Annotated in this window: 18 protein-coding genes; 13 read left to right on the top strand and 5 right to left on the bottom strand. The window is 72.4% G+C overall.

The window, feature by feature from the left end; all coding sequences use genetic code 11:
- The first annotated feature begins 84 nt into the window (after positions 1-84).
- The 9 genes from gcvT (at position 85) to POL25_RS37970 (ending at position 10,538) form a co-directional block, all read left to right on the top strand.
- Positions 85-1,200 carry a glycine cleavage system aminomethyltransferase GcvT gene (gene gcvT / locus POL25_RS38010; RefSeq protein ID WP_272091287.1) on the top strand — a complete coding sequence of 372 codons (1,116 nt, stop codon included), beginning with the start codon at positions 85-87 and terminating at the stop codon, positions 1,198-1,200.
- An 81-nt stretch (positions 1,201-1,281) separates the two neighbouring features.
- On the top strand, positions 1,282-1,668 hold the full coding sequence (gcvH, locus tag POL25_RS38005) for a glycine cleavage system protein GcvH (protein ID WP_272091286.1): 387 nt from the start codon (positions 1,282-1,284) through the stop codon (positions 1,666-1,668).
- 5 nt (positions 1,669-1,673) lie between these two features.
- The gene (locus POL25_RS38000; RefSeq protein ID WP_272091285.1) at positions 1,674-2,645 is read left to right on the top strand and encodes a hypothetical protein; all 972 of its coding nucleotides are present in this window, start codon (positions 1,674-1,676) and stop codon (positions 2,643-2,645) included.
- Complete coding sequence (locus POL25_RS37995) at positions 2,642-3,811, top strand: aminotransferase class V-fold PLP-dependent enzyme (protein ID WP_272091284.1); 1,170 nt, start codon at positions 2,642-2,644, stop codon at positions 3,809-3,811. The genes POL25_RS38000 and POL25_RS37995 overlap by 4 nt, the downstream gene beginning before the upstream one ends.
- 6 nt (positions 3,812-3,817) lie before the next feature.
- A complete protein-coding gene (locus POL25_RS37990) occupies positions 3,818-4,138 on the top strand; it encodes an MGMT family protein (RefSeq protein WP_272091283.1) in 321 nt (106 codons plus the stop codon).
- Positions 4,139-4,344: 206 nt separating this feature from the next.
- Entirely contained in the window at positions 4,345-6,942 is a 2,598-nt protein-coding gene (locus POL25_RS37985; protein ID WP_272091282.1) for a cytochrome c peroxidase, read from the top strand.
- Between the two features lie 265 nt (positions 6,943-7,207).
- Complete coding sequence (locus POL25_RS37980; protein WP_272091281.1) at positions 7,208-8,272, top strand: hypothetical protein; 1,065 nt, start codon at positions 7,208-7,210, stop codon at positions 8,270-8,272.
- The gene (locus tag POL25_RS37975) at positions 8,269-9,570 is read left to right on the top strand and encodes an RNA polymerase sigma factor (RefSeq protein ID WP_272091280.1); all 1,302 of its coding nucleotides are present in this window, start codon (positions 8,269-8,271) and stop codon (positions 9,568-9,570) included. The genes POL25_RS37980 and POL25_RS37975 overlap by 4 nt, the downstream gene beginning before the upstream one ends.
- A gap of 566 nt (positions 9,571-10,136) precedes the next feature.
- On the top strand, positions 10,137-10,538 hold the full coding sequence (locus POL25_RS37970; RefSeq protein WP_272091279.1) for a DUF6841 family protein: 402 nt from the start codon (positions 10,137-10,139) through the stop codon (positions 10,536-10,538).
- Between the two features lie 7 nt (positions 10,539-10,545).
- On the opposite strand, the gene catB is transcribed toward POL25_RS37970, so the two are convergent.
- From catB to POL25_RS37955, 3 genes are all read right to left on the bottom strand, one after another.
- Positions 10,546-11,172 carry a type B chloramphenicol O-acetyltransferase gene (catB, locus tag POL25_RS37965; RefSeq protein WP_272091278.1) on the bottom strand — a complete coding sequence of 209 codons (627 nt, stop codon included), beginning with the start codon at positions 11,170-11,172 and terminating at the stop codon, positions 10,546-10,548.
- 363 nt (positions 11,173-11,535) lie between these two features.
- Positions 11,536-12,885, bottom strand: a complete 1,350-nt coding sequence (locus tag POL25_RS37960) for a TldD/PmbA family protein (protein WP_272091277.1) — start codon at positions 12,883-12,885, stop codon at positions 11,536-11,538.
- Entirely contained in the window at positions 12,882-14,513 is a 1,632-nt protein-coding gene (locus POL25_RS37955) for a TldD/PmbA family protein (protein WP_272091276.1), read from the bottom strand. The genes POL25_RS37960 and POL25_RS37955 overlap by 4 nt, the downstream gene beginning before the upstream one ends.
- A gap of 546 nt (positions 14,514-15,059) precedes the next feature.
- Between POL25_RS37955 and POL25_RS37950 the strand changes: the two genes are divergently transcribed.
- Positions 15,060-16,472: an NHL repeat-containing protein gene (locus POL25_RS37950; protein WP_272091275.1), complete on the top strand. Its 1,413-nt coding sequence runs from the start codon at positions 15,060-15,062 to the stop codon at positions 16,470-16,472.
- 67 nt (positions 16,473-16,539) lie between these two features.
- On the opposite strand, the gene POL25_RS37945 is transcribed toward POL25_RS37950, so the two are convergent.
- On the bottom strand, positions 16,540-17,217 hold the full coding sequence (locus POL25_RS37945) for a hypothetical protein (RefSeq protein WP_272091274.1): 678 nt from the start codon (positions 17,215-17,217) through the stop codon (positions 16,540-16,542).
- 290 nt (positions 17,218-17,507) lie between these two features.
- Here POL25_RS37945 and POL25_RS37940 point away from each other — a divergent pair, with 290 nt between their 5' ends.
- Positions 17,508-18,209: a hypothetical protein gene (locus tag POL25_RS37940; protein WP_272091273.1), complete on the top strand. Its 702-nt coding sequence runs from the start codon at positions 17,508-17,510 to the stop codon at positions 18,207-18,209.
- 118 nt (positions 18,210-18,327) lie between these two features.
- Here the strand turns inward: POL25_RS37940 and POL25_RS37935 are convergent, their stop codons facing one another.
- Positions 18,328-19,131: a YIP1 family protein gene (locus tag POL25_RS37935; protein ID WP_272091272.1), complete on the bottom strand. Its 804-nt coding sequence runs from the start codon at positions 19,129-19,131 to the stop codon at positions 18,328-18,330.
- An 88-nt stretch (positions 19,132-19,219) separates the two neighbouring features.
- Here POL25_RS37935 and POL25_RS37930 point away from each other — a divergent pair, with 88 nt between their 5' ends.
- Complete coding sequence (locus POL25_RS37930; RefSeq protein ID WP_272091271.1) at positions 19,220-19,882, top strand: class I SAM-dependent methyltransferase; 663 nt, start codon at positions 19,220-19,222, stop codon at positions 19,880-19,882.
- A 3-nt stretch (positions 19,883-19,885) separates the two neighbouring features.
- The gene (locus POL25_RS37925) at positions 19,886-20,698 is read left to right on the top strand and encodes a TatD family hydrolase (protein ID WP_272091270.1); all 813 of its coding nucleotides are present in this window, start codon (positions 19,886-19,888) and stop codon (positions 20,696-20,698) included.
- The last annotated feature ends 22 nt before the right edge of the window (positions 20,699-20,720 follow it).

Raw genomic sequence — 20,720 nt, 5'->3', positions numbered from 1 at the left:
TCTCGGAGCGCATCGCCCCGGGGTGTAGCACGGCGCGGCCCTTCCCGCGGCGGCCGAAGTTGGCTATGGGAACGGGGCAGCACCATGGCCGAAACGTCTTCGCTCCAGCACACACCGCTTCATGACGCCCACGTCGCCCGCGGCGCCAAGATGGTCGACTTCGGCGGCTGGCACATGCCGCTGCAGTACGAGGGCATCCTCGCCGAGCACCGCGCCGTGCGCACCGCGGTCGGGATCTTCGACGTCTCTCACATGGGCGAGGTCGACTTCACTGGCGCGGGCGCTCTGGCCGCCATCCAGAAGCTCATCACCAACGACGCCGCCAAGCTGACCGACGGCAAGGCCATGTACACCGCCGTCTGTTACCCCGACGGCGGCATCGTCGACGACTGCATCGTCTACCGCCACGGCCCCGAGTGGTACCGGATCGTCGTCAACGCCGCCAACATCGCCAAGGACTTCGCCCACTTCCGCGAGCACGCGGGCAGCCTGTGCGCGATCGAGAACCACTCCGACGACGTGGCGCTGATCGCCGTCCAGGGCCCGCAGGCCCGCGGCCTGGTCGCCCGCCTCGCCGGCGACGACGCGCTCCTCCAGGTCCCCTCGTTCGGCTTCGCTTCGGCCACCGTCGCCGGCGCCTCGATCGTCGCCGCGCGCACCGGCTACACCGGCGAGGACGGCTTCGAGCTGTTCGTCGAGCCGGCCCGCGCCGTCGCCGTGTGGGACGCCCTGCTGGCTGAAGGCGCCGCCCCGATCGGCCTCGGCGCCCGCGACACCCTGCGCCTCGAGGCCAAGCTGTGCCTCTACGGCAACGACATCGACGCCACCACCAACCCGCTCGAAGCCGGGCTCGGGTGGGTCGTCAAGCTCGACAAGCGGGCCCGCGGCGACGAGTTCGTCGGCGGCGAGGCGCTGGCGCGGATCAAGGCCGCCGGCCTCCAGCGCGCGCTCGTCGGCTTCCGCGTCACCGAGGCCAAGAGCATCGCCCGCCCCGGCGCCGACATCGTCGACGCCGGCGGCGCCGGGGTCGGCAAGGTCACCAGCGGCGGCCCGGCCCCGACCGTCGGCGGCGCCGTCGGCATCGCCTACGTCCCGGTCGGCTTGTCCGCCCCCGGCACCGCCCTCACGATCTCCCAGCGCGGCAAGACCTTCACCGCCGAGGTCGTCAAGGGCCCGTTCTACCGCCGCCCCGAGGCCTGATCTCTCGCCTGTCCTCGAGAACCTGTCCCGAAGCGCCTGTCCCGAAGCACCTGTCTCCGACAACCTGTCCCGAGATTCACCATGAGCAAGATCCCGAGCAACCTCCGCTACACCAAAGACCACGAGTGGGCCCGCCTCGAGAATGACGGCTCCATCGTCGTCGGCATCACCGAGCACGCGAGCAACACCCTCGGCGACGTCACCCTCGTCACCCTCCCGACCGGCGGCACCCAGCTCACCGCGGGCCAGGAGTTCGGCACGGTCGACTCGGTCAAGGCTGTCAGCGAGCTGTACGCCCCGCTCGACGGCGAGGTGGTCGAGGTCAACGGCGAGCTCGACGCCTCCCCCGAGGACGTCAACACCGACCCCTACGGCGACGGCTGGATGGTCAAGATCCGTCCGACCGACGCGGCCGCGTTCGAGCGCCTGCTGACCGCCGAGCAGTACGAAGAGCTCATCAAGGAGTAGTCGCCGTGGTCGCCTGGCTCGCCCTCGTCGCGGCGATCGGCCTCGCGCCGCCCGCGGTGTCCGGCCCCGAGGGCCCGGCGCCGGCGGACCCGCGCCCGACCACCGCGCCCGAGGGCCCGCGGCCCGCGCCCGCGAGCCCGGCCCCGCCGACCGTCGCCGTGCCCGAGGAGGTCGAGGCCGAGGGCAACGAGCGCGCCGAGGCGCCCGGCGGCGTGCCGAAGATCCCGTCGCCGCGCTCGCTCCGGACCTACGGGACCGGGGCCTTCAAACCTGTCTCCGAGGACACCCTCGGCTCGCTCGGCCTGAAGCGCCAGCGCGACGGCACCATGATGTACGTCGACGCCGGCAAGCGCTTCACCGCGGTGTTCAACGCCGACGGCAGCGTGCGCTTCGGCGACCGCTGGAACCGCGACCAGAACGGCAACAAGGTCAAGGGCTCGCGCGCCGCCCTGCGCCAGATCAACATGTCCGGGCTCGGCATGTCGGGCCCGTCGGAGTGGCTCGTCAAGCTGCAGGACCTGCTCGGCGGCCCCGAGACCGATGCCGCCGCCAAGCGCGAGTTCCTCAACCGCACGCGCGAGCTGCGGACGCAGCTGGCGATCGAGTGGACCCTGCAGGTCTTGACCTACCGCCTCGGCACTCTCGAGCGCGAGCTGTTCGAGCTGTGGAGCGCCGGCGGCGAGCCGGCCAAGCGGCGCGAGCTCCTGTTCCAGCGCTGGGACGAGTGCGACGAGACCTACCGGGTCGAGTTCGCCGGCGAGGTGCCCGAGGAGGCCATGTCGGAGATCGATCGCACCCGCGCCGACGTCGCCGAGCAGGCGCGCCGGATCATCGAGACGTTCGTGCGCCGCCAGCTGCCGCGGTCCGGCCCCAACGGCTACAGCAAGCGCGAGCTGACCGACATGAACGGTCGCCGCACCAGCCGGCAAGAGTTCCGCCCCTACGACATCCAAGCGACCAAGAGGACCGCCCCGTGAACTCGATCCGCCCCGAACTCCAGCCGCAGCTGGCTCGCTATCGCGACGACTACCCGATCCTCGCCCACTCGACCTACATGAACAGCAACAGCATGGGGGCCATGCCGCGGCAGGCCGCCGAAGCGCTGCAGAAGTACGCCGACGACTGGGCCAGCGAGGGCGTCGAGGTGTGGCCGCGCTGGCTCGACGTCATGCGTGAAGCCGCCGACAGCGCCGCGCGCTTCCTCAATGCGCCGCCCGGGCAGACGATCCTCAACCAGAACGTCGCCTACTTCCAGGCCGCCATCGCCTCCTGTCTGGACTACACAGGCGGCAAGAACCGCGTCGTCGTCGAGTCGCTGCAGTTCCCCAACGTGCTCTACGTGTGGGAGCGCTTCCGCGAGCTCGGGGCCGAGCTCGCGCTGGTGCCGTCGGACGACGGCATGACCATCCCGACCGAGCGCATGCTCGCGGCCATCGACGAGCGGACCGCCATCGTCCCGCTGTCGCACGGCATCTACGTCTCGGGCGCGCTGCAGGACATCACCGCCATCACGCGCCGCGCCCACGAGGTCGGCGCGCTCGTCATGGTCGACGTCTACCAGACCGCCGGCGCCGTCCCGATCGACGTCGCCGAGTGGGACGCCGACATCGTCGTCGGCGGCAGCCACAAGTGGCTGTGCGGCGGGCCCGGCACCGCCTTCATGTGGATGAAGCCCGAGCTGCGCGAGCGCCTGCGCCCGCGCATGACCGGCTGGATGGGCCACCAGGACCCGTTCGCCTTCGAGCCGCCGCCGATCCGCTACGCCGACGACCACCGCCGGTTCCTCGCCGGCACGCCCTCGATCCCCGCTTATTACGTGGCCCTCGCCGCCTACCACAACCTGCACGAGATCGGCGTCGAGCGGATCCGGGCCCACAACCTCGCCCTGTGCCAGCGGATCATCGACCGCGCCCACGAGGCCGGCCTCGTCGTCCACTCGCCGATCGAGCACGAGCGCCGCACCGGCTTCGTCGCCGTCGACTTCGAGGGCAGCGAAGACGCCAGCAAGCGGCTCATCGACGAGCGCTACAAGCTCGACTGGCGGCCCAACTGCGGCCTGCGGCTCGGCCCTCACTTCTACAACACCGAGGCCGAGGTCGAGCGCCTGATGGACCGCGTCGTCGCCCTCGCCGGTCGCTCGTAGTCGGCCATGCACCCCGACTACGAGCGGATCTACGTCACCATCCAGCGGGTCCCTCGCGGCCGCGTCGCCACCTACGGCCAGATCGCCGAGCTCGCCGGCCTGCCCGGGCGCGCTCGCCAGGTCGGCTACGCCCTCCACGCCTTGCCCGGCGGCGCCCCCGTGCCATGGCAGCGGGTCCTCAACGCCCGCGGCGAGATCAGCCTGCCCGGCCACGCCGGCGACCGCCAGCGCGCCCTCTTGACCGCCGAGGGCGTCGAGTTCAAGGACGACGGCCGCATCGATCTCGGCGAGTACCAGTGGCGCCCACGCCCGCCGCGGCGCCGCTGACCTGTCCTTCGGGACATCCCGTTCCCGCCGCGCCCCGGCCCTGATCCTGCCGAACGTGGCGCCGGGGCCGCAATCCACGTTTCCGTGCGCGCGTCGCCGCGGACGCATGGCCGATTACGTCGTTCACCCTGCGACCGCCCTGGGGGGATTCGCCGACATCGACGGGATCACAACACCCGTGGGCCGCGCAATCAATGAACCAGGCCATGCACAATCGCCTTTGTGAATGGTTCGCCACGCTCGCGGGCATGGGCATAGGGCTCGGTGTCCTGTCGGCGGCCGGATGTGACTATGAGTTCATCTGGGGCGGAGATTCGGACCCTGGCGTCGTCCCGCCGCCGAGCGGCGTCGAGGAGGAGAAGCACGACATCCCCGGCTCTCTGGCCCTGGAGAAGCTCCCGCCGCTGTTCGACCGGATCACCGGCAAGGATATCGAGCCGGACCTCATCGTCGACAACGACGCCGCGATCGCGCTCGGCAAGGCCCTCTTTTGGGACATGCAGAGCGGCAGCGACGGTCAGGCCTGTGCCAGCTGTCACTTCTCGGCCGGCGCCGACAACCGCTCGCGCAATCAGCTGAGTCCGGGCCTGCTCGGCGGCAACGGCAAGTTCGACAAGACCCGGACCGGCGGCAAGGGGCCGAACCTCCAGCTCGTCGCCGCCGACTATCCCTTCCACGTCCTCAAGGACCCCGAGGATCGCAACTCGAAGGTGCTGTTCGACAGCGACGACGTCACCTCCTCGCAGGGCGTGCGGCGGGCCGACTTCATCGCCGTCAAGCCCGGCTTCATCAACGACAAGTGCGAGACCGTGCCGGACCCGCCGTTCCAGGTCGACGGCATCAACGTGCGCCGCGTCGAGCCGCGCAACGCCCCGACCGTGATCAACGCCGCCTTCAACTTCCGCAACTTCTGGGACGGTCGGGCCAATCGCTGGTTCAACGGCGTCGACCCGTTCGGCCGCCGCAACAAGGACGCCTTCATCCTCGAGGTCAAGGGCAACAAGCCGGTCAAGCGCAAGCTCGAGATCGTCAACGGCTCGCTCGCCTCGCAGGCCACCGGCCCGGTGGTCAGCCCGTTCGAGGCCTCGTGCCAGGGCCGGACCCTGACCGACGTCGGCCGCAAGCTGGTGCGCGCGCCCACCATCCCGCTCGGGTTCCAGAAGGTCCTGCCCGACGACTCGGTGCTCGGCCCGCTGGCCGCCCCGAACAAGGGCCTGGAGACCACCTACGCCAAGATGATCGAGGCCGCCTTCGCCGCCAAGCTGTGGAAGTCCGACCTCTACTTCGACGCCGACAAGAACGTGCTCGCCGACCCCAACAAGGTCCCCGCCGATCAGCGCTTCACCCTGATGGAGACCAACTTCAGCCTGTTCTGGGGCCTCGCCATCCAGGCCTACGAGCGCACCCTCGTGTCCGCCAACACCCCGTTCGACCGCTTCCGCGACGGCCGCGACAAGAACGCGCTCGGCAAGCACCAGCTGGCCGGGCTCGACATCTTCCTGAACCAGGGCAAGTGCGTCAACTGCCACAAGACCGCCATGTTCACCAGCGCCTCCACGCTGCACCTCATCGACGAGTTCGAGGAGGAGGGCCTGGTCGAGCGCATGCTCATGACCGAGGAGGACCAGAACTACGGCGTCCGCACCGACCCGCCGTTCAAGGTGCGCCCGTTCACCCTGTGGAAGAAGGGCAAGGGCGAGCGGACCCTCTCGCTCGACGTCGAGGCCACGCCGACCGCCAAGGGCGACAAGATCGTGCCCGGCGCCGCCATCGGCCAGATCGTCCTCAGCAAGGTCGACGACGACGACAGCTGCGTCTACGACCCCGAGTCCATGACCTTCGGCGTAGACGACTCGCCCTCGCGCGACATCCGGATCGACGCCGAGCGCAAGAGCGGCAGCGGCTGCCCGTCCAAGCTGCGGATCTTCCTGCGCGACGACTTCAAGGTCGAGGGCGAGTTCCTCGACTTCGTGCTCGTGCAGGACGGCGGCGGCGAGCTCGAGTTCGTCGGCTACGGCCCCAGCAGCCTGCTCGACCTGCGCGAGCCGGCCCTCTACGACAACGGCTTCTACAACATCGGCGTGCGGCCGACCGCCGAGGACATCGGCGTCGGCGGCGAGGACCCGTTCGGCAACCCGCTGTCGTTCACCGAGCAGTACGTGCAGATGCTGCTCGGCAAGGACGTGCGCGACCCGTTCGAGGTCGACCCGTGCACCTTCGACGTCCCGTGGAGCGTCGTCGTCGACGGCCCGCTGTTCCCCGGCGGGTTCAGGGACAAGACCAAATGCGACGGCAAGCTCAAGACCGCGACCGGCGAGCCGAAGGACAACAAGGCCAACGAGCGCTTCATCAAGAACCTGCGCACCGCCGTCAACGGCGCCTTCAAGGTCCCGACCCTGCGCAACTCCCAGCTCACGGCCCCGTACATGCACAACGGCGGCATGTCGACCCTCGAGCAGGTGGTCGAGTTCTACAACCGCGGCGGTGATTTCCACCGCAACCGCGAGCTCGACCCGGACATCACCCGCCTCGAGCTGAACGCCCAGCAGCGCGCCGACCTGGTGCTGTTCCTGCAGTCGCTCACCGACCCCGACGTCGTCTTCCAGCGGGCCCCCTTCGACCACCCGCAGCTGTTCGTCCCCAACGGCCTCGACAAGGTCGTCGACGTCGCCCCCGCCGACGGCCGCGCCGACGACGACCCGATCAAGGACGGACTCGAGATCCCCGCGGTCGGCGCTGGCGGCAGCAACAAGCCGATCCGCACCTTCCTCAACCTCGAGGGCAACGACCTGCCCAAGCCGTGACAGGGCCTGCCGCGCCGCGCGGTTCTGACTCCGCCTGTCCCTGAGGACATGCGAGCGATCCTCGGAATCGCGGGGCGCCTGTCCCCGAGGACATGCGACCCCGCGATCGAGCATGACCGATCGGACACGTCCTTCGAGACATGTCCGTTCGGTCATGCTCATCGGCCGCCCGGTCGAGCCCGCGCGCCCTCTCGCCGAGCGCACGCCGCGCGACGCGATCGGTCCGGAGCCGGCCGACACCTCCTGCGCTAGGATGCAGCCGTCGATGCCGTCCGCGCTCCTCGCCGCAGCGCTCGCGCTCCAGGTGCCCCCGCCCCCGTCCGCGTCCGCGGCCGTGTGGCAGGCCCCGGCGGGCTGCCCCGACCGGGACGCGCTCGCCACGGCGATCGCCCGCCGCCTCGGCCGCGACCCGGGCCCCGACGAGCTCGCGCTGGACGGCCGCGTCGAGCGGTCCGGCGCGACCCATTTCCGCCTCGACCTGCGCCTCACCGTCGCCGGCCACACGCAGGCCCGCCGCCTCGGCGCCCGCCGCTGCGACGCCCTTGTCGACGCCGCGGCGCTGCTGGCCGCCCTCGCGCTCGACCCCACGGTCGCCGCCCGCGGCGAACCGGTCGACCTCGAAGCGCCCGAAGCCGGCGAGCTCGCGCCCGACCCGGTACCTGGCGACGCCGCGATCGACCCGGCGCCCGATCTCGCACCACGCCCCGAGGCCAGCCTCGAACCGCCCGCGCCCGCCCCATCGCCGCCGCCGCCCGACCCGGCCGTCACCGCCGAGGCCCCGCTGGCCCCGCCCTCACCGCCGCGCCGGCGCGGTCCCGGGATGCTGCTCCGCCTCGCCGGCGGCCTCGAGGTCGGCACCCTGCCGGCGCCCACCGCGACCGTCGATCTCGCGCTCGGCGTGCTGTGGCGGCGGGCCCGCCTCGAGTTCCACGGCCTCCACCTGGTGCCCCAGACCGAGTCGCGCCCGCCCCACGCGGTCCGCGTCTACCTGCTCGGCGGCGGCGTCCGCGGCTGCGCGCGCCTGTTTCGCGGCGATTTCGAGTTCCCGCTGTGCGGCGGCCTCGAGCTCGGCGGCCTGCGCGGCGAGGGCCGTGGCCCTGGCGCCCGCGCCGCCACCGGCCTGTGGGCGGCCGCGCTCGTGTCCGCCGGCGCCACCTGGCGCTTTCACCCCCGCCTCGGCCTCCTGCTCGCCGCCCAGGGCCTCGTCCGCCTGACCTCGCCCCGCTTCGACCTCGCCGACCCGGTCGAGCCGGTCGGCCTCTTCAACAGCGCCCCGGTCAGCCTGCGCCTGCTCCTCGGCCTCGAATTGCACCTCGGAGACCCGCGATGACGGAATCCATCTCGACCGGGGACACCACCTCCGGCCCCATGCTGCTCGCCACCGACCGCGAAGCGCGCTTCCGCGCCATCTACGACCGCGAGTTCAACTTCGTCTGGTCCGCCGCCCGCTACTTCGGCGTCCCGGCGGCCGCCCGCGACGACGTGATCCAGGACGTCTTCCTCACCGCCTACCGCCGCTTCGAGCAGGTCCACTACCAGGTGTCCGCGCGCGCCTGGCTGTACGGCGTCACCCGCCGCGTCGCCTCGCACTGGCACCGCGGCGTCGCCCGCCGCACCCGCCGGATCGCCGCTCTCGGCGACCTCACCGGCCACGTCGGCGAGGCCCCGCACGAGCGCCACGACGCCGCCCGCCAGGTCGAGCGCCTGCTCGCCGGCCTGCCCCGCGGCGCCCGCGAGGTGTGGGAGATGACCGAGCTGCTCGGCATGAACGGCCCCGAGATCGCCGCCGAGCTCGAGCTGCCGCTCAACACCGTCTACTCGCGGCTCCGCCTGGCCCGCGCCCGCCTGCTCGAGCTGGCCGCCGGCCCCGAGCCGCTGGTCGCCGAGATCGCCGCCGACCGCCGCCGCGCCGAGCCCCCGCCCGAGGCCGCCCCGCGCAACTGGGCCGCGATCGTCCCGCTGTTCGGCCACGGCAAGCTCGCCACCGTCGCCGCCGCCTGGACCGCCGCCCGCACCGGGGTGATGACGACCCTCCTGGTCGCCGGGACCGCCGCGGTCGTCGTCGCCGCCCCGCGCCAGGCCCCCGGCCGCGGCGCCCCGGCGCGCTCGGACCTGTCCCACGAGACAGACGCGAAGGACCGTGCCCACGAGCCCGCCGCGAAGGACCCTGCGCCCTCCGACCTGTCCGAAGAGACAGCAGCGTCGAACCTGTCCGCAGAGATAGCCGCGCGAGACCTGTCCGCAGAGACAGCCGCGCGAGACCTGTCCGCAGGGACAGCCACGGGATCCGACCTGTCCCCCGGGCCAGCCGCCCGCGCGCGGGCCCGCGACGACCTCGCCCGCGAGGTCGGCCTGCTCGACCGCGCCCGCGCTCGCCTCGACGCCCGCGACCCGACCGCCGCCGCCCTGCTGCTCGACAGCCACGCCCGCGAGTTCCCGCGCGGCGCCCTCGTCGACGCCCGCGAGGCCGCCGCGATCGAGCTGCTGTGCCTGCAAGGCCGCCCGGCCGACGCCGCCGCCGCCGCCGCCCGCCTGACCGCCCGCCTGCCCGACTCGGTGCTCACCCGCCGCTTCGCCCGCTTCGCCTGCCCGGACGAACCCGCAAGGACCAGCCCCGCCGAGCCGTGAAGTCGCCCGCTCCGCCCGGCCGTAGAACGCCAGGCCCGGCCCCACCGAGCCGTGAAGTCAGCCGCTTCGCGTGCCCGACGAACCCGCCAGGCCCGGCGCCGAGCCGTGAAGCCGCCCGCTTCGCCCGCTTCAGCTGCCGAAGATTCAGCCAGGCCCGGCCCCGAGAGTCGTGAAGCCGTCCCCTTCGCCGCTTCGCCTGCCCGGAAGAATCCGCCAGGCTCGGTCTCGGCGAGCCGTGAAGCCGCCCGCCCCCGGCCGCAGAACGCATCGTCACGAGAACGTCTTCTCAGACATGCCCTATCAGGCATGTTCATCACGACATGTCTATCACGACATGTCCACCACGACATGTCCTTTCGCACCTCCCCCTCATGTCCTCGCGGACACGCCCCCCGCAGCGACCCCGGCCGCGCGCCCCGACGACCTCGCTCGCGGCGCGCTGGTCCGCCCCGCGCCCCTTGCGCTCGGCCCCCCAGAACCGCGCTCCGCGGCAATATAGCCGCCCTGCCGCCCGCGCAGGCCCGCCCGAGCTTGCCCCGTCCAGGAGCACCCTCAATGCCTCGATCATGACCACGACGAACCCCGAGCGAGACCGCGAGGTCGACGCGTTCCTGAACCTCCTCGGGCGGGCGCTGGTGGAAGGCGACGCCCTCACGGTGGCGACGCTGTACGAGACGCCGGCCTTCGTGCTGGCCGACTCCGGGGCGCAGGCGGTGGCCCGGCGCGAGGAGATCGAGCGCTTCTTCGCGGCCGCGCGGGCGCAGTACCTCGACCGCGGGGTGACGATGACGCGCCCCGAGGTCGAGTCGCGCGAGTGGGTCGGCGACCGCGTCGTGCTGGTGCGCGTGTGCTGGCCCTTCGTCGACAAGGACGGCCGCGAGGTCGGCCTCGAGCGCTCGACCTACGCGCTGCGGCGCGACGACGAGGGCGCCCTGCGGATCCGCGTCGTCCTGCCCCACCGCGACTGAGCCGCGCTCACGCGGCCTTCCAGAACCGATACAGCGCCGCGATGTCGCCGTCGCACAGCAGCGGCATCGCCTCGTGGAGCCGCTCGAGCGGCCAGTCCCACCACGCCATCTCGAGCAGCATGGCGATCTGCTCGTCGGCGAAGCGCTTGCGGATCGGCCGGGCCGGGTTGCCGCCGACGATCGTGTACGGCTCGACGTCCTTGGCCACCAGGGCCCGGCTGCCGATCACCGCCCCGTGCCCGACCCGGACCCCCGGCATGATCATCGCCTCGGACCCGATCCACACGTCGCTGCCGATCACCGTGTCACCGGCGCCGCGGAACCCGTCGCGGGCCCCGGCGAAGGCCGCGACCTCGGGCATGTAGTGGAACGGGAACGTCGACACCCAGTCGCTGCGGTGGCCCTGGTTGCCCGCCATGATGAAGGCCGCGCCGCTGCCGATCGAGCAGAAGCTGCCGACGATCAACTTGTCGACGTCGTCGCGGTCCGGCATCAAAAACCGCGCGCAGTCGTCGAACGAGTGCCCGTGGTAATACCCCGAGTAGTAGCTGAAGCGGCCGACGACGATGTTGCGGTTGGTGACCTGCTCCGCCAGCAGTCGGCCCTTGAACGGGCTCTCGAAGTAATTTTGCATGGGCGCGCAGTCTGCCCGCCGCCCGGCCTCGCCGCAATCACGGGTCGGCGCGGCACGGCTCGCACCGAACCTGCCTCCGCTCGCCCCGCACCGACGGCTGCCGCTCGCGCCGCGTCGACCCCTCAGCCTCAGAACCGCAGCGCGCAGCCGCCCGGGTCGCACTGCACCCGCTTCCGCCTGAGCCGCCTCGCGCCGAGGCTCGCCGTGAAGAACAGCGCGCTCGAGATCACGAACATGCCCGCGAGCATAGCCGATCGGCGCGTGGTCTCACATGCTCGCACGGACATGCCCGAACAGACATGCCCGAACGAACATGCCCCCGCAAACATGCCCCTCCGGACATGTCCGCGAGGACACCCGAATTTACACCGCGTCGCTGACGCTGGCGAAGTGGAAGTCTTTGGCCACCAGCGGCGGCACCACCGTGACCATCCCGTCGCCGGCCGTGCGCTCGGGCTTGCCGAGAGCCACCAGGTTCTTCAGCAGCGCCGCCGGGCTGTCGTTGTAGCGCATGTTCTTCACCGGCCGCGCCACCTTCCCTTGCTCGATCAGGAACGTGCCGTCGCGGGTCAGCCCCGTCGCCAGGATCTGCCGCGGATCGAGCATGCGGTTGTAAAAGAACCGCGTCACCAGCACCCCGCGCTCGACCCCGCGGATCAGCTCGAGCAGGTCCTTGCCCTCGCCCGGATCGGCGGCCGCGAGGAAGATCGAGCGCGGCCCCGGCAGCGGCGACTTGCCCTGCTTGCGGGCCCAGAACCGGCTGTAGGCCAGCGCCTTGAGGATCCCGTGATCGATCCACGTCGTCGTCGGCAGCGGCAACCCGTCGCCCGCGAACGGGCTCGAAGGAAAGCGCGCGTCGGCCGGATCGGAGCGCAGCGTCACCCGCGGGTCGAACAGCGCCTCGCCGATCGCGTTGCCGCCGGGCCGGCTGAAGAAGCTGCGGCCCTCGTCGGCCGCGCGGGCCTGCAGCGTCGACACCAAAAAGCCCAGCAGGTCGGCCACCGCCTGCGCCTCGAGCACCACCGTGTAGGCCCCCGGCGCCAGCGTCTCCGCGCCCTGGCTCGACATCGTCGCCTTGTCGGCGGCTCGCCGCGCCAGCGTCGGCCCGTCGAGGTCGGCCAGCCGGTACGACGACCCACCGGCCCAGCCGCTGCCCTTGCCGTCGGCCGTGCGCATCGTCGTCGTCAGCGACGCCTCGGTCGCCGCGTGCAGCGCGAACAGCCCCTTGCGATTTGCAAGCACCGTCACCGCGTCCTCGTGCTCGACCAACCCCGACGCGATCAGCTTGGCCTCGCGCGCGACCTTCAGCACCCGCGCCACCACCTCGGTGCGGCCCTCGGGCCCGACCTCGGCCGTCTTCGCGTCACGGGCCGCCACCTTCGCGTACTGCTGCGGCCCCAGCGGCGGCTCGTGCTCCGGGTCCTGCGGCGCCAGCTTGGCCAGCGCCTCCGCCTCGCGCACCAGCGCTTGCAGCGACGCCGTGTCGCGGCCCGTGCCCGACACCGTCGCCACCCGGCCGTCCTTCGCCGCCGTCACCGCCACCTCGAAGCGCGCCGCCTCGCCCGACGTCGTCGGCGCGCCCGCGGCGAACCGCAGGTACGCCGAACGGCGGGCCGATACCCGCAGGCTCACGTCCTCGAAGCTCGCGGCCGCCAGCGCCGACTTGACCAGCGCCCGCGCCTCGGCCGGGCTCAGCGGAGACGTCGCGCTCACTTGTCACCCCCGGTGTTGAGGATGTTGACGACGAAGCGCGCCGGCGGGCACCCGTGGCTGACCGAGTTGCTCTGCGACGGCTCACCCTTGCCGTCGCTCATGCTGCCGCCGAGGCGGTACGTGTCTGTCCCTCCGAGCATGTCACACGAGCTCCAGAATTCGACCGTGTTGGCCTGATACGCCACGTCCCGCAGCGGCCGCGTCAGCCGCCCCTTCTTGATCTCCCAGAAGAACTGGCCCGAGAACTGGAAGTTGTAGCGCTGCTGATCGATCGACCAGCTGCCGCGGCCCGTGATCAGCACGCCGTCCTCCGTCGCGCCGATCAGGTCCTCGGTCGTGTAGCCCTCGCTGCCCGGCTGCAGGCTCACGTTCGGCATGCGCTGGAACGGCACGCTGGCGTAGCTGTCGGCGTAGCTGCAGCCGCGGCTGGCCTGTTCCCCGGCCGCGGCCGCCAGGTCGCGCGTGGTCTGCCAGCCGACGAATTTCCCCTTCTTCACCAGGTCCCAGCGCTGGCTCGCCACCGCCTCGTCGTCCCACGCCGTCGTCGCCAGCCCGCCCGGCTGCGTGCGGTCGGCCGCGAGGTTGACGATCTCGCTGCCGATCGTGAACTTGCCCGCCTTGTCCGGCCCGAGGAAGCTCGTCCCGGCGTAGTTCGCCTCGTAGCCGAGCGCCCGGTCGAGCTCCGTCGAGTGGCCGATGCTCTCGTGGATCGTCAGCCACAGGTTCGACGGCGCCAGGATCGCGTGCTTCTTGCCCGGCTCGACCGGCGCCGCGTGCAGCTTCTGCAGCGCCTCCTCGGCGATCTTCGGCGCGCTGCCCACCAGGTCGGCCGCCTTCACGTGCTCCCACCCGGCCAGCATCGCCGCCACCTCGTGGTCGCGGCCGGCGAAGCGACCGCGCCGGCGATCGATCGCCGTCGCCGTCAGCCCCGGGACCACGCGGAAGAAGATCTGGTGCACCCGCGAGCCCTCGCTCGTCATCACCAGCTTCTCCTCACGCACGCAGGCCACGTTCGCGTCCACGTGCGCCACCCCGGGCACCGCCAGCGCGGCCCGGGCCGCCGCCAGCAGCAGCTCCGCTTTCTCGGCCGGCGCGACCGAGAACGGATCGATCTCGAACGGCGACACCCACCCGCCCTGCAGCACCGGCGCCGGCGCCAGCGTCACCGGCTGCGGCATCAGCAGCGCGCTCTGGCGGGCCATCGCCACCGCGGTCCGGGCGATCCCCTCGACCGCCTTCGCGCTGCGCTCCGCCGTCGCCGCGAAGCCCCAGCCGCCGTCCGCGATCACCCGCAGACCGACGCCGTAATCCTCGCTGCGACCGATCCCGCTCACGTGATCGTCGCGCACGCCGACCCGCTCGCGCCGCATCGACACCAGGCGCGCGTCCGCGTAGCTCGCCCCCGCCTTCGTCGCCGCCGCCAGGGCCGTGCGCAGCAGGTGCTCGTCGGCCAGCAGGCGGCTCGCCGCCAGCAGGGCCATGCCCGCGTCCGCGCTCGCGGGCGCCGACCTGGGCGCCGGGATCCGGCTCGGCGGCTGCCCGGCCCACGCCGCGGGCGGGCCGTGGAGGAGCGCCTCGGCGCCACAGAGCCCCGTGAGCGCGAGGAAGGAGCGGCGAGAGCTCGACATCGGCGCGATGATACCCATCCCGCCTCCCGCGCCGCGCCGGAAATGCATGACCTCGCCGGCGCCCCCGCCTCGCGCCTCCGGGCCCGCCATCGACTCGAGCCGCCCCGGGTCGCTGTCCCCCGCTTCTCCAGCCGCGGGGCTCTCCGACCGTCCTGCGGGTGTTCTCCCCGCGCGCCCCCTCACGCCGGCAGCAGTCCCTGCGGAGATCCCCGCAGTCTCGACGCGCCCCCGACGCCGCCCCCGCGAAGCATCGCCCGCCCGTGCTCCCTGCATTCACCATCGACCCGCGACGCCCCCACGACCCTCACACGACCCGATCGAGCCGCTCCGCGCATTCGCCCGACCCCATGCCTCCGCTGTCACTCCCGCGCCTCGCTCGCTCCCGCGTTCGCCGCGACGCGCTGGACCCCCGCATGCGAGGCCCTCGGCGCTCCCCCGACGCTCGCACCGACCCCCCGGGGTTCCCTCGCCGTCGGGGACTTGCCCTCATGCGTGGAACCGTGCGTTCATCGCCCCATGGTTTCCCCTCGGTTTTCGGGCGCGTCCATGGCCGTCTGTCTCCTCGTCGGTTGCGGTGACAGCGGTCGCGCCGACTCGGCCAGCGCCACTGCCACCGCCCCGACCACGGTCACGGCCAGCGTCGGCAGCCTCACCCTGCCCGAGACCACCATGACCGACCCGACCCAGGGTACGGCCAGCGCCACCGAGGGCACCGACGGCACTGCCAGTCAGACCGAGAGCGCCAGCAGCGACCCGCCGACCACCAGCAACCCCACGGTCACCTCCGTGACCACCAACGGCGGCCCCAAGTTCGACCTCGGCGTCACGCCCGACGGCGGCACTGGCTGCGCCGGCGACATGGACATCGACGAGAGCTTCATCTGGATCCCCGCCACCAGCGACGGCCTCGTCTCCAAGATCAACACCCGCACCCTCGTCGAGGAGGCGCGCTACCTGACCGGCCCCAGCGGCGCCACCGAGAGCGTGTCCCGCACCGCCGTCTCCGGCGACGGCCGCTTCGTCGTCGTCAACGCCCGCGGCACCGGTCGCTCCACCGCCGTCGCCGCCAACATCGCCGACTGCATCGACGCCAACGGTGACGGCCAGATCACCACCTCCACCGGCGTCGCCGACATCCTCCCCTGGGGCAGCGACGAGTGCGTCGTCTGGACCCTCGTCCACGCCAACTGGTCCGGCAGTTACACCGAGGGCCCGCGCGGCATCACCTGGACCATCGGCGACTACGACAAGGCCACCTGCACGTACAAGAACCAGAAGGTCTGGCTCGGCTTCGGCGCCCTCCAGCCCGGCTCTGCCAACATGGTCCGGGTCGACGGCGCCACCGGCGTGATGGAGCAGTCGCTCGAGGCCGTCGCCTGGGACGGCAGCGGCTACGCCCCTTACGGCGGCGCCCTCGACCCGCTCGGCAACGCCTGGTTCACCGGCCTGCGCGGCGAGCTCGTGCGCGTCAACGCCAACGAGAACCCGATCACCCTCACGCGGATCCCCCAGCCCAGCAACATCCAGAGCTACGGCATGACCGTCGACCGCAACGGCAACCCGTGGCTGGCCGGCTGCTCGGGCCCGGTCTCGACCTACGACGTCGCCACCAACCAGTGGATCTCCGTGCCCGGCACCAACGCCTGCCACCGCGGCATGGCCATCGACCACGACGACCACGCCTGGGTCGCCTCCAACGGCCCCTGCGGCCTCGTCGAGATCGACGTCCCCACCCGCACCCTCGTCGCTCAGCACACCCTCGCCCAGTGCTCGACCCCGATCGGCGTCAGCGTCGACGTCGACGGCTTCGTCTGGCTGGTCGACCAGGGCGGCTGGGCCTGGAAGATCGACCCGCTCAACGTGCCCGCCATGCAGAACATCCCCGTCGCCGGCGACCACTACGTCTACAGCGACATGACCGGCGGCCAGCTCAAGAGCGTCACCCCCCCGCCGGGCTGATCCACCGCGCCCGCGCGCGCCTGCATCGAGGGACATGCCCCCCGGGACATGTCCCTCAAAGCACGCATCACAGCCCGCACCCGAGCGCCACCACGTCCGGCGGCGCCGCCAGCATCACCGTCGCGTCGACGGCCAGCGGGCCGTCGGGCGTCTCGACCTCGACGTGGACCTGCGCCGGCAGCCCGTCGACCGCCGACAGCTCGGCCAGCTCGTCGGGCGGGAACGCCGGCACCACCCCGGGCACCCCGCCGTCCAGCTCCTCGCAGCCGATGTAATACGCCTCGTCCTCGCGGAGATAGAAGTACCCGCTCGGCCCGATGTTGAGGCCCGCGACGTCGACCACCACCTTCACCAGCGTGTAGTCCCCGCCGGGCTCGAAGCCGCCGAGCGACGGGTACAGCCCGAACATCCACAGCCCCTGCCCGCCGCACTCGAGCGGCCACGTCACCCCGTCGGCCAGCGGCGCCCCGCCCTTCACCGTCAGCTCGAAGAACGGCGCCGGCGCGTCGCGGTCGAAGCCATGGCAGTACTCTGCGGGCGCCTCCGTCGTCGACGACACGGACGTGGTCTCGCCGGTCGCGCTCGTCGGCGCTTCGGTCGTCGGCTCGGCGCTCGTCCCGCTGCCCGTCGTCGCCTCACTGGTGCTCGTCGTGTCCGCGCCGGTGGCCTCGCTCCCGCCCGACGACCCCGACCCTCCCGTGCAACCGATCGCCACGAAGACCCCGACGAACCAAGAGCGACGCATGCCCCACAATATCTGCCGCGCGTCCACCGTCGCGTCGAGATCGTCGGGCGCCGACCCGTCGAGACCGCTGTGTCCGTGAAGGGGGCAGCCCCGCGATCGCCCGCGTGAGCCGCCGGGTCCCCACATCGAGGCCCGCCCGCCACGAACCGCGCGATGCGAATCGAGGCCCGCCCGCCACGAACCGCGCGATGCGACTCGAGGCCCCGGGCCCCCGCGCGTGCCCGGCGCCAGGCCGCGAATTGCCGGCGAGCGGCTGGCGCTGCATGGCGCGGGCGGCCAGAATGGCCGCCATGCTCACCACTCGCTCGAGCCTCGCCCTCGCCGTGATCCTCGCCGCAGCTTGCGGCGGAGAGGCGGCCACCAAGCCTGCCCCCGCCGAGGTCGCCAAGCCGGCCGCGCCCGCGCCCGCCGACAAAGCCGTCGAGGCCGCCCCGGCCAAGCCCGCCGAGGCGCCCGTGCTCGCCGACAGCGGCCTCGGGGTCGGCGGCAAGTTCAAGCCGTTCGAGATCGTCAACTGCGACAGCGGCGAGAAGTACTGCCAGGTCTGCAAGTTCGGCGGCAGCCCCAAGATCATGGCCGTCGGCACCATCGACGACGAGGCCTTCAAGAACGACCTCAAGAACCTCGACGCCCTGGTCCAGAAGTACGGCGAGGACAAGCTCAAGGCGTTCGCCGTCATCACCGACATCAAGGACGGCAAGGCCACCACCCCGACGGCCGACCGCGCCGCCCTCGAGGCCAAGGTCAAGGCCCTGCGCGCCGAGCTCGGCGTCACCATCCCGCTGGTCGTGCCCGCCGACGAGGGCGGCAAGAACGACGCCTTCGACGGCTGGTACAACATCACCAAGAGCCGCACCGTCATGTTCGCCGACGGCCGCAACGCCGTGAAGTACTCCGGCGTCGCCCCGGCCGACCTCGCCGGCCTCAACACCGCGATCCAGGAGGTCCTCGGCGTGCCCGCCGACGCCGCCGCCGCGCCCAAGGCCGGCTGACCGCGCGGCCGCCAGGCTGCTCTCCACGACATGTCGCCGGGGCCCTGTCCCTGGCGACATGTCGTTTAACCCATGCCCCTTTGGACATGCCCCCACGGACATGCCACGAGGGACAGCCTCACGGCACCAGGTACGGCAGCCCCGGCGGCGGCGCATAGCCCGGCAGCTCGCCGAGCGCCAGCACCCCGCGCAGCACCTGCGTCGCCGCGAACATCACCGCCGGCACCAGCGCCACCACGAACCCGCGGATCGCCGGGATCTGGTGGGTCCCGGTCAGCGCGTTGCCGGCGACCACGAACGTCAGCAGCGTCAGCGCCCCGAGCCCTCCGAGGTACGCCGCCAGCGGCAGCACCCCGAGGAACAGCGGCAGGTCGAGCAGCGCCACCCCGAGCAGCGCCGGCGCCACCGCGTAGCCGACCGCCCGCATCGTCGCCGCCACCGAGCGCGGCGCCCCGCCGGTCAGCGCCAGCGCCACGTGCGTGGCGACCCCCAGGCTCGCGTAAAGCAGCGGCACCCCGACCGGCACCATCAGCAACAACCACAGCGACAGCGCCTCGGTCAGGTGCGCGTCGAACAGCGGGATCCCCTCCAGCGCCGCGCCTGTCGGGCCTGCAACACCCAGCGCGACCAGCAGCGCCGCCCACAACGGCAAGCGCACCGTCAGCAGCAGCCGCAGCGCCGCTCCGTGGTCGACCGGCTCATGGACGTGTTGAAAGCTTCGTCGCGGCCGCACCAGCAGCGCCGCCAGCGAGCGACGCACCCGCCAGCCCCACCCGGGCAGCGCCGCGGCCGACCCGCCCTCTGCCTCGCGCGGCCACTCCACCGGCAGCGCGCTCCACAGCACGCCCGAATCGGCCAGCAGCTCGCGACCCTTCGCTTCCTGGCGGACGCGCGCCGCGCTCGCTGTTCCGGGCTCAGCCATCGGCCGCGGAGTGTAGCCGACTCGGGCCGGCGTCGAACTGGCCGCCGCCACTTCCCGCGGAGCCGCGCTCGCGCGTAAGCTGACGGACATGTACCGCCCCCTCCTCGCCGCCGTGCTCGTGGTCGCTGCCGTCGGGTGTCGCAAGCGCGAGGTCGTCGCCGACATGGACTACGACGACCCCAAGGCGGCGATCGCCACCATGGAGAGCGAGGGCCGCGAGTCGTGGGAGATGCCCGACCGGATCGTGCGCAGCCTCCCGATCCCCGACAAGGGCGCCGTGATCGCCGACATCGGCGCCGGCTCGGGCTACTTCTCGCGCCGCCTGGCCCAGCAGGTCCCGACCGGCACCGTCTACGCCGTCGACATCGACGACGAGTTCCGGGCCCACATCGAGTCGCAGCGCGAGGGCTGGGGCACCCCCAACATCCAGCCGCACCTCGCCTTTTACGACGACCCCGCGCTGCCCGAGAAGGCCGTCGACCTGGTGTTCGTCGCCAACACCTACGCCTATCTGCGCGACCGCGTGCGCTACTTCAAGCACGTCCACGACGCGCTCAAGCCCGGCGGTCGCCTGGCGATCGTCGACTTCCGGCCCGACGCCGAGCCGCCGCCGAAGTTCGCACCTGACCCGAAGTACAGGCTCTCGCGCGAGGCCATCGTCGCCGAGCTGGCCCAGGCCGGCTTCACCCTCGAGCGCGAGGAGGACTTCCTCCCGCACCAGTACTTCCTCATCTTCGCCATGAAGCCCTGACCTATGCCCTCGCCGCGCCCGCCTCGCTTCCCCGGCCTCGTCGACACCCACTGCCACCTCGATTACGCGCCGATGAGCGACGACCTCGGCGCCACCCTCCAGCGGGCCGCCGACGCCGGCGTCGAGCAGATGATCCACATCGGCTGCTCGCGGGTCAGCGCCCCGCGGGCCGTCGCCCTGGTCGCCCCCTACGCCCACCTGTTCGCCGCTGTCGGCATCCACCCGCACGACGCCAGCGAGGCCGACGACGCCGCTCTGGCCGAGATCGCCGTCCTCGCGGCGGACGCCAAGGTCGTCGCCGTCGGCGAGACCGGCCTCGACTACCACTACAACCGCAGCCCGCCCGAGGCGCAAAAGCGCTCCCTGGCCGCTCAACGCGAGATCGCCCGCGAGCTCGGCAAGCCGCTCGTCCTCCACATCCGCGACGCCCACGCCGACGCCCTCGCCGTCCTCGACGACGCCCCGCCGCTGCCTCGCCGCGGCGTCGTCCACTGCTTCACCGGCACCCCCGCCGAGGCCGAGCAGTGGCTCGCGCGCGGCTACCTCCTGTCCTTCTCCGGCATCGCCACCTTCCCCCAGGCCGACGGCCTGCGCGAGGCGGCCCGGCTGTGCCCCGCCGATCGCATCCTGCTCGAGACCGACGCCCCCTACCTCGCCCCCGTGCCCGTGCGCGGCCGCAAGAACGAGCCGGCCAACGTCGCCTTCACCTGCGCCCACCTTGCCGGCGTGCGCGGCGACGATCCCGCCGTCCTGGCCGTGCAGGCCGGCGCCAACGCCCGCGCCTTCTTCCGCCTGCCCGCGCCTGCCGGCGCGTGAGGCAAATCCGCCGCCTGCCTGA

It is taken from the genome of Nannocystis bainbridge, assembly GCF_028368995.1.
GTDB lineage: Bacteria > Myxococcota_A > Polyangia > Nannocystales > Nannocystaceae > Nannocystis > Nannocystis bainbridge.
This window is presented reverse-complemented; position numbering and strand designations above follow the sequence as displayed.